This is a genomic window from Elioraea tepidiphila DSM 17972 (assembly GCF_000378465.1).
GTDB classification, from domain to species: Bacteria; Pseudomonadota; Alphaproteobacteria; order Acetobacterales; family Acetobacteraceae; genus Elioraea; species Elioraea tepidiphila.
The window spans coordinates 99907-111975 of record NZ_KB899917.1 but is presented as its reverse complement, the minus strand read 5'-3'; the positions used below and the strand labels follow the sequence as shown (position 1 = coordinate 111975).

Annotated in this window: 10 protein-coding genes and 1 pseudogene; 7 read left to right on the top strand and 4 right to left on the bottom strand. The window is 70.6% G+C overall.

Annotated features, from left to right (window positions below):
- Positions 1-145: 145 nt before the first annotated feature.
- From petA to F563_RS0108065, 6 genes are all read left to right on the top strand, one after another.
- Positions 146-703 carry a ubiquinol-cytochrome c reductase iron-sulfur subunit gene (petA, locus tag F563_RS0108090; RefSeq protein WP_019014161.1) on the top strand — a complete coding sequence of 186 codons (558 nt, stop codon included), beginning with the start codon at positions 146-148 and terminating at the stop codon, positions 701-703.
- A 10-nt stretch (positions 704-713) separates the two neighbouring features.
- A complete protein-coding gene (locus F563_RS0108085) occupies positions 714-1979 on the top strand; it encodes a cytochrome b (protein WP_019014160.1) in 1266 nt (421 codons plus the stop codon).
- A complete protein-coding gene (locus tag F563_RS0108080) occupies positions 1979-2743 on the top strand; it encodes a cytochrome c1 (protein WP_019014159.1) in 765 nt (254 codons plus the stop codon). Before F563_RS0108085 ends, F563_RS0108080 begins: the two co-directional genes overlap by 1 nt.
- Before the next feature lie 148 nt (positions 2744-2891).
- On the top strand, positions 2892-3794 hold the full coding sequence (locus F563_RS0108075) for an S-methyl-5'-thioadenosine phosphorylase (RefSeq protein ID WP_019014158.1): 903 nt from the start codon (positions 2892-2894) through the stop codon (positions 3792-3794).
- Between the two features lie 4 nt (positions 3795-3798).
- Entirely contained in the window at positions 3799-4710 is a 912-nt protein-coding gene (locus tag F563_RS0108070; RefSeq protein WP_026299419.1) for a DnaJ C-terminal domain-containing protein, read from the top strand.
- Positions 4711-4713: 3 nt separating this feature from the next.
- The gene (locus tag F563_RS0108065; RefSeq protein ID WP_019014156.1) at positions 4714-5013 is read left to right on the top strand and encodes a chaperone modulator CbpM; all 300 of its coding nucleotides are present in this window, start codon (positions 4714-4716) and stop codon (positions 5011-5013) included.
- Between the two features lie 134 nt (positions 5014-5147).
- Here F563_RS0108065 and F563_RS0108060 read toward each other — a convergent pair whose 3' ends face one another.
- The 3 genes from F563_RS0108060 to F563_RS22000 are packed head-to-tail and all read right to left on the bottom strand — an operon-like array spanning position 5148 to position 8955.
- Complete coding sequence (locus F563_RS0108060; RefSeq protein WP_019014155.1) at positions 5148-5672, bottom strand: TIGR00645 family protein; 525 nt, start codon at positions 5670-5672, stop codon at positions 5148-5150.
- Between the two features lie 6 nt (positions 5673-5678).
- Positions 5679-6299 carry an HAD family hydrolase gene (locus tag F563_RS0108055; protein WP_019014154.1) on the bottom strand — a complete coding sequence of 207 codons (621 nt, stop codon included), beginning with the start codon at positions 6297-6299 and terminating at the stop codon, positions 5679-5681.
- Between the two features lie 55 nt (positions 6300-6354).
- Positions 6355-8955: an AMP-binding protein gene (locus F563_RS22000; RefSeq protein WP_019014153.1), complete on the bottom strand. Its 2601-nt coding sequence runs from the start codon at positions 8953-8955 to the stop codon at positions 6355-6357.
- 82 nt (positions 8956-9037) lie between these two features.
- Between F563_RS22000 and F563_RS0108045 the strand changes: the two genes are divergently transcribed.
- Entirely contained in the window at positions 9038-10720 is a 1683-nt protein-coding gene (locus F563_RS0108045) for a cation:proton antiporter (RefSeq protein WP_019014152.1), read from the top strand.
- A 245-nt stretch (positions 10721-10965) separates the two neighbouring features.
- On the opposite strand, the pseudogene F563_RS25560 reads toward F563_RS0108045, so the two are convergent.
- Positions 10966-11853 (bottom strand): annotated as a pseudogene (locus tag F563_RS25560) (potassium/proton antiporter); the annotation flags it as partial.
- Positions 11854-12069: the final 216 nt, after the last annotated feature.

The following is a 12069-nucleotide window of genomic DNA, read 5'->3' as shown; positions in this document are numbered from 1 at the left end:
CGACGCCTTGGTGTGGTGCGGTGCGGAAACGCGCGCCCGGGGCGCGCTGGCCCGAGCGGGCCGGTGCGCCGTGGGGCCGCTCGGCGTTGCGGACAAGTGGGCCTGCCCCTCCCCCGGGGCGGGCCGGATGCGGAGAGGAACGGGGATGGCCGAGACTTCGACGGCTCAGGCACAGGGCGGTCATGGCGCGGGCGGCACGCGGCGCGATTTCCTGTCGCTGACCACCACGGCGGTGGCCGGTGTGGGTGTGGCCGCTTTCGCCTGGCCCTTCATCCAGAGCATGAACCCGTCGGCCTCCGTGCTGGCGCTGGCTTCGACCGAGGTCGATCTCGCCCCGATCGTCGTCGGCCAGGCGATCACGGTGGTGTGGCGCGGCAAGCCCGTGTTCATCCGCCATCGCACCGCCGAGGACATCACCGCGGCGCGCGACACCCCGCTCAGCGCCCTGCCCGATCCGCAGACCGATCAGTCGCGCGTGCAGAAGCCCGAATGGCTGGTGATGATCGGCATTTGCACGCATCTCGGCTGCGTGCCGCTGGGCCAGCGGCCGACCGACCCGAAGGGCGACTTCAACGGCTGGTTCTGCCCCTGCCACGGCAGCCACTACGATACCTCTGGGCGGATCCGCCGTGGCCCGGCGCCGGCCAATCTGGCGATCCCGCCCTATACCTTCACCTCCGACACCGCGATCCGGATCGGCTGAGGCACAAGCGATGGTCGGCCTGCACAAGAGCGACTTCAAGAACCCGGTGGTGCGCTGGATCGACCAGCGCCTGCCGATCCCGAGCATGCTCACCAAGGAGTATGCCGAGTTCCCGACGCCCAAGAACTTCAACTATTTCTGGAACTTCGGCGCGCTGGCGATGGTCTGCCTGGTGGTGATGATCGTCACCGGCATCTTCCTCGCCATGCACTACACGCCTCATGTCGATTACGCCTTCGACAGCGTCGAGCGCATCATGCGCGACGTGAACTACGGCTGGCTGCTGCGCTACATCCACATGAACGGCGCGAGCATGTTCTTCATCGTCGTCTACATCCACATCTTCCGCGGCCTCTATTACGGCTCGTACAAGGCGCCGCGCGAACTGCTGTGGATCCTCGGCGTGGTCATCCTGCTGCTGATGATGGCGACGGCCTTCATGGGCTACGTGCTGCCCTGGGGCCAGATGAGCTTCTGGGGGGCGACCGTCATCACCAACCTGTTCAGCGCCATCCCGATCGTCGGGCCGGACATCGTGACCTGGCTGTGGGGCGGGTTCTCGGTCGACAACCCCACGCTGAACCGGTTCTTCTCGCTGCACTACCTGCTGCCGTTCGTGATCGTCGGCGTGGTGTTCCTGCATGTGGTCGCGCTGCACATCACCGGCTCGAACAACCCGCTCGGCATCGAGCCGAAGGGGCCGCAGGACACGATCCCGTTCCACCCCTACTACACGATCAAGGACAGCTTCGGGCTGGTGATCTTCCTGATCGTGTTCGCCTTCTTCGTCTTCTTCGCGCCGAACTTCATGGGCCACCCGGACAACTACATCCCGGCCAACCCGCTGGTCACGCCCGCGCACATCGTGCCCGAGTGGTACTTCCTGCCCTTCTACGCGATCCTGCGCGCGGTGCCGGACAAGCTCGGCGGCGTCGTGCTGATGTTCGCCTCGATCTTCGTGCTGTTCGTGCTGCCGTGGCTCGACACCAGCCCGGTGCGCTCGATGAAGTTCCGTCCGCTGGCGCGCCCCTTCTTCTGGGTGTTCGTCGCCGCCTGCCTGCTGCTCGGCTATTGCGGTGCGATGCCGGCCGAGGGGATCTGGGTGGTGCTCTCGCGCGTCGGCACGGCCTACTACTTCCTCTACTTCCTCGTGATCCTGCCGGTGCTCGGCAAGCTCGAGCGGCCGCTGCCGCTGCCGGCGAGCATCAGCCAGCGCGTGCTGGGCGGCGGGCCGGTGCCCGCGGCCGCCGCGTCCAAGCCGATGGAGAAGGCGTGATGCGCATGCTTCGTCTCGCTCTGGCGGCCGCCGCGCTCGCCTTCGCCGCACCAGTGCACGCGGCGGGCCCGTCGGTCGCGATCCCGTCGCAGACCTGGTCGTTCGGCGGGCTCTTCGGCACCTTCGATCGCGCCTCGGCGCAGCGCGGCTTCCTGGTCTACAAGCAGGTCTGCGCGAGCTGCCACGCGATGAAGCAGCTCGCCTACCGAAACCTCGAGGGGATCGGGCTCTCCGAGGATGAGATCCGCGCGATCGCCGCCGACGTGATGATCAAGGACGGGCCGAACGACGACGGCGAGATGTTCGAGCGCCCTGGCCGTCCGTCCGACCGGTTCCGCAGCCCGTTCCCGAACGTGCAGGCCGCGCGCGCGGCGAACAACGGCGCCTATCCGGTCGATCTCTCGCTGATCACCAAGGCGCGCGAGAACGGCGCCAACTACCTCTACGCGCTGCTGACCGGCTATCGCGAGAACCCGCCCGCCGGCGTCGAGCCGATGGAGGGGATGCACTACAACGAGTACTTCCCGGGCCACTGGATCGCGATGGCCCAGCCGCTCTGGCCCGACATGGTCGACTACCCCGACGGCACGCGGGCGACGATCGAGCAAATGGCGCGCGACGTCACGACCTTCATGGCCTGGGCGGCCGAGCCGGAACTCGAGCAGCGCCGCGCGATGGGCGTGCGCGTGATCCTGTTCCTGATCGTGCTCGCGGGGCTCACCTATGGCGTGAAGCGCAAGATCTGGGCCGACCTGAAGCATTGAGCCCGACGCACGCAGGCTCGCCCTGTATGCATCGCGAGCGCGTGCAGGGCTGGCTTGGCGGCTTCGCGCCAGCTCGTGGGGGCGAAACCGGCCAAGGTTGTGGGGTCGCCCCGTTCGGGGCGGCCCTTTCCTGTTGGGGAACGAGGCCATGGCGGAGGAGGACGCGCCGTCCCCGGTGATCGGCATCATCGGCGGATCGGGCATCTACGACATCGAGGGACTGGAGAACGCCGAGTGGCGGGAGGTCCGCACGCCCTGGGGTCTGCCCTCGGGCGAGCTGCTGTTCGGCCGGCTCGCCGGCGTGCCCTGCGTGTTCCTCCCGCGTCACGACCGCGGCCACCGTCTCAGCCCGACCGATCTGCCCTATCGCGCCAATATCGACGCGCTGAAGCGCGCGGGCTGCACCGAGATCCTGTCGCTCTCCGCAGTCGGCAGCCTGCGCGCCGATCTTGCCCCCGGCACCTTCGTGATCGTCGATCAGTTCATCGACCGCACCTTCGCGCGGCAGAAATCCTTCTTCGGCGCCGGCTGCGTCGCGCATGTGTCGATGGCGCACCCGGTCTGCCGCCGCCTGGGTGACGTGCTGGAGGAGGGCTGCCGCGCGCTCGGCCTGCCGCACAAGCGGGGCGGCACCTATCTCGTAATGGAGGGCCCGCAGTTCTCCACCCGCGCGGAGTCCGAGCTCTACCGCGCCTGGGGCTGCGACGTGATCGGCATGACCAACATGCCGGAGGCCAAGCTCGCCCGCGAGGCCGAGCTCTGCTACGCGACGGTGGCGATGGTGACCGACTACGACTGCTGGCACCCCGAGCATGACCACGTGACGGTGGAGCTGGTGGTGAAGGTGCTGTTCGAGAACGCCGCCAAGGCGCGTGCGCTGCTGAAGCAGGTGGTGCCCGTGCTCGGCCAGCGGCGCGGCTTCTGCCCGGAGGGCTGCCACACCGCGCTCGAGAACGCGATCGTCACCGCGCCGGCGAAGCGCGATCCGTCGCTGCTGTCGCGCCTCGACGTGGTCGCGGGCCGCGTGTTGAAGGCGGAAGCCGCGGGGTAGCGCCGTGGCCAAGGACCCGTACGAAACCCTTGGCGTGGCGCGCACCGCGACGGCGGAGGACATCCGCAAGGCGTATCGCAAGCTCGCCAAGAAGCTGCACCCGGACCTGAACCCGGGCGACCGCAGCGCCGAGGCGCGCTTCAAGGAGGTCTCGGCCGCCTACGATCTGCTGTCCGACCCCGAGAAGCGGCGCCGCTTCGATGCCGGCGAGATCGACGCCGAGGGCCAGGAGCGCCCGCGCGGTCCGTTCTTCCGCGACCACGCCACCGCGGACGCCGGACCGTTCCGCACCCGGCGCGGTCCGCGCGCCGCGCGCTCCGGCATCGAGGACCTGTTCGAGGACCTGTTCGCCGAGCGCGAGGGCGGCGAGCGATTCGCCTTCCCGGGCGGCGACCTGTCGCTCAGGCTCACCGTGCCGTTCCTCGATGCGGTGAACGGCGCGACCGCGCGCGTGAGCCTGCCCGGCGGCGACGTGATCGACCTGAAGATTCCTCCCGGTGCGACCGACGGCCAGGTGCTGCGTCTGCGCGGCAAGGGCCTGCCCGGCATCAATGGCGGCCCGCCGGGGGACGCCCTGGTCGAGCTCGCCGTGATGCCGCATCCGCTCTACCGGCGCGAGGGCGACACGATCCGCTACGAACTTCCCGTGTCGCTCGCGGAGGCGGTGCTGGGGGCGAAGGTCGAGGCGCCGACGCCGGCGGGCAGGGTGATGCTGACGGTGCCGCCGGGGTCCAACACCGGCTCGGTGCTGCGGCTGCGCGGCCGCGGTGTCGCGCGGCCCGACGGCACGCGCGGCGACTGCATCGTCACGCTGAAGGTCGTCCTGCCGCCCAAGCCCGATGCCGCGCTGGAGCAGTTCCTGCGCGGCTGGGAGGCCGGGCGCCGGCACGATCCGCGCGCCGGACTGGAGGGCTGAGCGATGGATCGCGCGACCTTCTGCCTGCGCGCCCGGCTCGACGCCGCGACGCTGGAGGCGTGGATCGAGGCCGGCTATGTGCGGCGCGAACTCTCCGAGGCCGATCTCGCCCGCGCGCTGCTGGTGCGCGATCTCGTGCAGGACCTCGGCGTGAACGAGGAGGGGGTGGACGTGGTGCTCGACCTCCTGGACCAGCTGCACGAGGCGCGCGGCGCGCTCAGGCGCGTGCTCGCCCTGCTGGCCGGGGAGGATCGGCGGCTGCTCGAGCGCGTGCGGGCCGCCCTCGCGCGCGGCGGCGAGTGATACCGGGCTGCCAAAGGTTTGACCTTTGGCAGACCGGGATCGCGCGCAGGGCTGGTGTGGCGGCTGCGCGCCAAAGGAAACCCCATACCCGGCGCACGAAGGTGAAACCTTCATGCGCCGGGTATGACGGTCCGTCACTCCGCCTTCGCCGGCTTCCCCGCGGCCTTGTCGGTCATGCGGTCGAGCACGCCCAGGAAGACTGCCGAGGCGATGAACACGATGTGCGTGATCACCTTCCAGAAGATCTCCTCGGTCGTGTAGGTGCCCGTGTTCAGGAACACCTGGAGCAGGTGGATCGAACTGATGGCGACGATGGCGGAGGCGACCTTGATCTTCAGGCTGCCCGGGTCGAGCTTCGACAGCCAGCCGATCTGACGCTGGGTGTCCTCGCTTTCCAGCTTGGCGACGAAATTGTCGTAGGACGACAGCATGACCATCACGATCAGGCCGGCCACCAGCGCCTTGTCGATCAGCTGCAGCACGCCGAGCAGGAAGACGTTGTCGTCCTTGGCCGGGAACTGGAGCGCCAGGCCCGCGAGCTTCACCAGGAACTGGGCGGCGAACACCGCGAGCGCGACCGCGAGGCCGATGTAGAACACGACCAGGATGTAGCGGCTGGCGAGGATGATCTGCTCGATCAGCTTCTGCAGCACGGTCATGGCCGGTCAGCCTCCGAGCGGCAACCCGAGGGCCGCGAGGTCGCGGCGCAGCGCGTCGGGGCCGGTGAACCGGATCGCGCGCAGGCCCACGGCTTCGGCGCCGGCGACGTTCTTCGCGCTGTCGTCGATGAACACGGTGCGTTCCGGTGCGACCCCGAACCGGGCGATGGCGTGGCGGTAGATCGCGGCATCGGGCTTGATCAGGCCGATCCGCCCCGAGACCACGACGGCGCGGAACCGACCGAGGAAGCCGTAGAGCTGCTCGGCGTAGGGGTAGGTCTCGGCCGACCAGTTGGTGAGCGCGAACAGCGGCGTGCCGGCGTCGTCAAGTTCTTCCAGGATCGCGACCGTGCCCGCGATCGGGCCGTTGAGCATCTCGTGCCACCGCCCGCGATAGGCGGCGATCAGCTCGGCCTTGTCGGGGTGCCGTGCCGAGAGCTCGGCGATCGCCTGCGCCCACGGCCGGCCGCGGTCCTGTTCGAGATTCCAGGCGGGCGCGCAGACCTCGCTGAGGAAGGTCTCCATCGCCGCCTCGTCGTCGAACAGCTTGCGGTAGAGGTGGCGCGGGTTCCAGTCGATCAGCACGCCGCCCAGGTCGAAGATCACGGCGTCGATCTGGCGAGACATCGGTGCGGTCCGTCGCAAGGGGGTGGCGGCGATGGGCCATGCCGTTGCGGATGTGTCAAGGCTCCAGGCGCGCGACCGCCTCGCGCACGCGATCGGCGATCTCCTGCGCGCTCGCGGCGCCTTCGATCAGCGTCGCGGCCGGGATCGGCGCGCCGAACGCCACGCGCACGGGATGCGGCTTGGGGAACCGCGCGGTGCGGGGCATCGCCTCGAAGGTGCCGATGATCCGCGCCGGCACCACCGCCGCGCCCGTCGCGCGCACGAGTTCGCCGACACCCGGCAGGAAACGCTGGATCGTGCCGTCGGGGCTGCGCCAGCTCTCCGGGAACCACACCAGGCAGTCGCCGCGTGCCAACGCCTCCTTCGCGTAGGCGAGGGTGGTCGCGGGCTGGCGCTCGTCCACCGGGAAGATGCGCGCGGCGCGCGCGAGGAACCGGCCGATGCGCGAGACGAACAGCCGCGACCGCTCGCCCGACCAGCGGATGCGCGCGAGCGCGGCTTTCGGCAGGGCGGCCGCCATGATCGCGGGATCGATGTCGGAGAGATGGTTGACCGCGACGATCACCGGCCCGTCCGGGACGTGCTCGCGCCCGCGGACGCGCAGCCGGAACAGTGCCGCGCAGAGCACGCGGTTGGCGGCCGCCAGCACTTTCCCCGCCACCGCATGCGCGCCCGAGGGCGGTTCCAGCCAGGAGAGGTCGGGCGGCTCGGCTGCGCGCGCCGGCGCGCCCTCCGCGGCGCGCTTGACCGCCAGCTCCAGGATGTCGCGCACCGTGGCGATGGTGCCCCAGTCGTCCTCGCTGAAGCGGAGGCCCAGCCGGCCCTCGGCCTCCAGCGTGATCTCCACCCAGCCGAGACTGTCGATGCCGAGATCGAGCTGGGGCGATTGCGATGGCGCGACCAGTTTGCCCTGGAAGCGCGCAGTCAGGACTTCCCACATTGCCCGCGCGGTGGGGTCAGCCAGCAGCGCGCGCTCCTCCTCCGTCATCGGCGCGGCGGAGGCGGAGCGGCCCGCCTTCGCGGCGTCGTAGAGCGCGGGCAGGCGGAAGCGCTGGATCTTGCCGAGCCGCGTGCGCGGCAGCGGCTCGCGCGTGATCGCGTAGCCCGCGAGCCGCTGATATGAGGGCAGGCGCTGCGCCGCCGTGCCGAGGGCGACGCGCACCGCATCGTCGATGCGCGGCGAGCCCGAGGCCGCGATCGCCGGCTCGTCCGGCACCACCAGCGCGACGAGCGCGCCCGAGCGCTCCAGCACCGCGATCTCCTTGATCGCCGGATCGGCGCCGTAGTGCTTCTCCAGCTCCTCGGGGAAGACGTTCTTGCCGCCCCCGAGCACGATCATCTCCTTCACCCGGCCGACGATGTGCACGTAGCGGTCGGGGTCGATGAAGCCGAGATCGCCGGTGCGGAACCAGCCATCGGGCGTGAACGCGGTCTCGTTCGCCTCCGGGTTGTCGCGGTAGCCGGCGAAGACCGAGGGGCCGCGGCATTGCAGCTCGCCGACACCCTTCTCGTCGGGCTCGGCGACGCGCAGCTCCGCGCCCGGCAGCGGCCAGCCCTCCGAGCCGATCCGGGCCTTGTCCTTGTGGTTGTTGGTGAGGATCGAGGCGGTCTCGGCCAGCCCCCAGCCGGACAGCACCTGCCAGCCGAGCGCTTCGAGCGGCCAGATCAGCTCGGCCTCGAAGGCCGCCCCGCCCGAGGCCATCAGCCAGAGATCCGGTGCGAGGTTGCGGTGGATCGAGCCGAACAGGCGCCGTCCGACCCGAAGCCCGAAGCGTCGGCGCAGGACCATCGACAGCGCGAACAGGGCGCGGAAGATCAGCCGCCTCGGCGCGGGCTGCTGCGCGACGCGCGCCATCAGCCCGTTCAGCAGCGCCGCGTAGAGCCGCGGCACCGCCACCATCACCGTGCAGCGCCCCTCCTTGAGCGCGGCGACGATGTGCGGCCCCGTCACGCTCTCCGGCAGGACGACCGTGGTGCCGAGCGCGAACGGCGTGAGGATGCCGACGGTCAGCGGATAGACATGGTGCAGCGGCAAGGGCAGCAGCGCGCGGTCCTCGCGCGTCACGATCCCCTGCGCGGCCAGCGCGCGCACGTTGTGCAGCACGTTGGCGTGGGTGAGCAGGAACGATTTCGGCCGGCCCGTGGTGCCGCTGGTGGTGACCAGCATCATCGGATCCTCGGGCCGGATCGGCGGCAGCTCGGCCTTCTCGCCCGCTTCCCAGTCGGTCCAGCGCGGCAGCCCTTCGCCTGGATCGAGCGTGACGAGCGCGAGCGTCGGATCGACCGCGGCAAGCCGCTTCGCGTGTGCAGCGGCTGAGAACGCGAGCCGCGCGCCGCTGTCCGGCACCAGCACCTTCAGCTCGTCGTCGGTCGTGAGATCATCGAGCGCCGCGGTGATCGCGCCGAGCGCGCCGAGCGCCAGCCGTACCACCACCCAGTCATGCCCGTTCGGCCCGAACAGCAGGACCGTCTCGCCCGGCTTCACGCCGCGCGCGGCCAAGGCACCGGCGAGGGCCAGCGCGCGCGCGCCGATCGCGGCATAGCTCAGCGCCTCGCCCTTGCCGTCGCGCACCTGCACCAGCGCGGGCCGGTCGCCGTGCCGGGCGAGCCCTTCCACCAGGTCCCGCAGGGTCGAGGGTCCGTCCGGTGCGCGCATGGATGCGAGCTTACGGTTTCCCGACGCGACGCCCAACCGCTAGCCTCTCGCGTGAGCGTGAGCGTGAGCGGAGGGGCCGGGCGTGTCGGTGTTCGAGGAGGTGGCGGCGCTGCTGGCGATCGCCTCGGTGGTGGGGCTGATCGGGGTCGCCGCGCGGCAACCGCTGATCGTGTCCTTCATCGCCGTCGGCATCCTGGTCGGCCCCTCGGGCTTCGGCATCGTCACCGGCGGGATCGTGATCGAGACGCTCGCCCGGCTCGGCATCGCGCTGCTGCTGTTCCTGGTGGGACTGAAACTCGACATCGGCCTGATCCGGAGCTTCGGCCGCGTCGCCGTGGCGACAGGGCTCGGCCAGGTGGCGTTCACCTCGATCGGCGGGTTCGTGATCTGCCTCGCCCTGGGGATGGGCGCGGTCGAGGCGCTCTATGTCGCGGTCGCGCTCACCTTCTCCTCCACGATCATCATCGTGAAGCTCCTGTCCGACAAGCGCGAGATCGATGCGCTGCACGGACGGATCGCGCTCGGCTTCCTGATCGTGCAGGACATCTGCGTCGTGGTCGCGATGATCGTGCTCTCCGCCTTCGATGCCGCCGCCGGCGAGGGCGGGGCGCTGGCGCTCGCCTCGGCGCTCGGCGGCGGCGTGGCGTTGGTGGCGGTGGCGGGGCTGTTCATGCGCTACCTCGCCGAGCCGCTGCTGACGCGGATGGCGCGCGAGCCCGAACTGCTCGTGGTGTTCGCGATCGGCTGGGCGGCGGTCGGCGCGGCGGCCGCCGATGCGGTGGGGCTGTCGAAGGAGCTCGGCGGGCTGCTCGCGGGCGTCAGCCTCGGCTCGACCAGCGTGCGCGAGGCGATCGCCGCGCGCCTCGCCTCCCTGCGCGACTTCCTGCTGCTGTTCTTCTTCCTCCAGCTCGGCGGGCTGTTCAACTTCGCCGCGATCGCCGACCGGCTGGGCGAGGCGGCGATCCTCTCGGTCTTCGTGCTGGTCGGCAATCCGCTGATCGTCATGGCGATCATGGGCGTGATGGGGTACCGCAAGCGCACGAGCTTCCTCGCGGGGCTGACCGTGGCGCAGATCAGCGAGTTCAGCCTCGTCTTCATCGCGCTCGGCCACGCGCTCGGCCATGTCGGGCTGGAGGCGGTGGGGCTGACCACCCTGGTCGGCATCGTCACGATCGGGCTCTCGACCTACATGATCGTCTATTCCGCCACGCTGTACCGCTGGCTGGAGCGCTACCTCTCGCCGTTCGAGCGCCGCCGCGCGGTGCGCGAGGACCATCTCGCGGAGGCGGACGAGGCGCCGCATCGGCCGATCATCCTCTGCGGCCTCGGCCGCTACGGCACCGCGATCGCCGAGCGCCTCGCCGAGCGCGGCGTGGGCTTCCTCGGCGTGGATTTCGATCCCGAGGCGGTGCGCGCCTTCCAGCGGCGCGGCTGGCCCGCGATCTACGGCGATGTCAGCGACCCGATCTTCGTCGCGCACCTGCCGCTCGAGACCGCGACCTGGGTGGTGGTCGCCGTGCCGCACACCGTCGGGGTGCTGGGCTATGCCGACACCAACGATGCGCTGGTCTCGGCGCTGCGCCATGCGGGGTTCCGCGGCCGGATCGCGCTCACCGCCAATTACCCGGTCGAGGCGGCGCGCCTGAAGGGGATCGGCGCGGATGCGGTGCTCTCGCCCTTCGCCGACGCCGCGGAGGAGGCGGTGAACCGCATCCTCGGCCTCGGCGTGCAGCCCGCGGAGCCCGCGCGCGTCACCGCCGCATGAGGCGCCCGAGCAGCCGGCGCGCGAGCGCGAGCATCTCGCGCGCGCTCAGGAACAGCGGCAACTGCCAGGCCTGGGCCTCCTCGCCGAGCGTGAGCCCGACCTCGGTGATGCGCCCCTGGGCATCGACCTCGCGCACCACCAGCTCGGCGTCCCCGCACTGCACGCGATCGCCCATCTCGGCCGACCCGCCGAGCCGGCCCAGCATGAACGCGCCGATCTCGCGGTCGAGATAGCGCGGCGGCGGGGAACTCCGACGGGGTCGCGAGCAGGCCGAGGATCAGGAACATCGCGATCTGCGCGAGCCAGGTCATGCCCTCCTGGAACCGGCGCAGGCTCTGGAGCGCGCGCATCCGCCGGTTGCCGGCAACCAGCCCGGCGACATAGGCGGCGAGGAAGCCGCTGCCGCCGAGCGCGCCGGTGAGCGAGAACAGCACCAGCGCCGCGGCGAGCACCACGATCGGGTAGAGCGCGTTCTCCAGCTCGACCCGGTTGACGAGCTGCACGATCAACAACCCGCCGGCGACACCGAAGGCGAGCCCGAGCCCCATCTGGGTGACGAAACCGACCAGCAGGTCGGTGGTGAGCCGCTCCACCCCGCCGCCCGCGGCGACCAGCTCGACCAGCAGCACGGTGAGGAACACCGCCATCGGGTCGTTCGAGCCCGATTCGACCTCCAGCGTGGCGCGCACGCTCTCCTTGATCGTGATGCCACCGGTGCGCAGCAGGAAGAACACCGCCGCCGCGTCGGTCGAGCTGACGATCGCGCTGATCAGCAGGGATTCCGGCCAGGGGGCGCTGAAGATGTAATGGATGCAGGCCCCCAGCAGCGCGGTCGTCAGCAGCACGCCGAGCGTCGCCAGCACGACCGCCGGGCCGGCGGCCTGGCGGAAGGTGCGCCAGCGCGTGCTGAAGCCGGAATCGAACAGGATCACCGCCAGGGCGAGGCTGCCGACGAAATAGGCGCTCGCGGCATCGTCGAACTGCAGCCCGAGCCCGTCCTCGCCGACCAGCAGGCCGATGCCGAGGAAGAACAGCAACAGCGGCGTGCCGAACCGGAAGGCGATCAGGCTGGTGAAGACGGAGAGGACGATCAGCGCGGCGCCGATGAAGATGGTCGTGAAGATCCAGTCCATCGCGTCCCGCCCGTGATCGGGCTGCCTCCCCGCTCGATGCTCGCCGCCGCTGGCTGCCTCGATGTGCGGTCCCGTCCGAGGGATTGCAATGTCACCGATCTCCGGCGTTCCGCCGCCATCAATCGGCCATGCTCGCCGGCATCCATGACGGCGAGTAGGCCCGCCGCCTTCTGGCGCGGCGCCGTTTGCGATGCCAGGGATGGGGATGATCGGCGC

Coding starts and splice junctions, on each gene's coding strand:
- petA (WP_019014161.1), top strand. CDS start 146: ATGGCCGAGACTTCGACGGCTCAGGCACAGGGCGGTCATGGCGCGGGC.
- F563_RS0108085 (WP_019014160.1), top strand. CDS start 714: ATGGTCGGCCTGCACAAGAGCGACTTCAAGAACCCGGTGGTGCGCTGG.
- F563_RS0108080 (WP_019014159.1), top strand. CDS start 1,979: ATGCGCATGCTTCGTCTCGCTCTGGCGGCCGCCGCGCTCGCCTTCGCC.
- F563_RS0108075 (WP_019014158.1), top strand. CDS start 2,892: ATGGCGGAGGAGGACGCGCCGTCCCCGGTGATCGGCATCATCGGCGGA.
- F563_RS0108065 (WP_019014156.1), top strand. CDS start 4,714: ATGGATCGCGCGACCTTCTGCCTGCGCGCCCGGCTCGACGCCGCGACG.
- F563_RS0108060 (WP_019014155.1), bottom strand. CDS start 5,672: ATGACCGTGCTGCAGAAGCTGATCGAGCAGATCATCCTCGCCAGCCGC.
- F563_RS0108055 (WP_019014154.1), bottom strand. CDS start 6,299: ATGTCTCGCCAGATCGACGCCGTGATCTTCGACCTGGGCGGCGTGCTG.
- F563_RS22000 (WP_019014153.1), bottom strand. CDS start 8,955: ATGCGCGCACCGGACGGACCCTCGACCCTGCGGGACCTGGTGGAAGGG.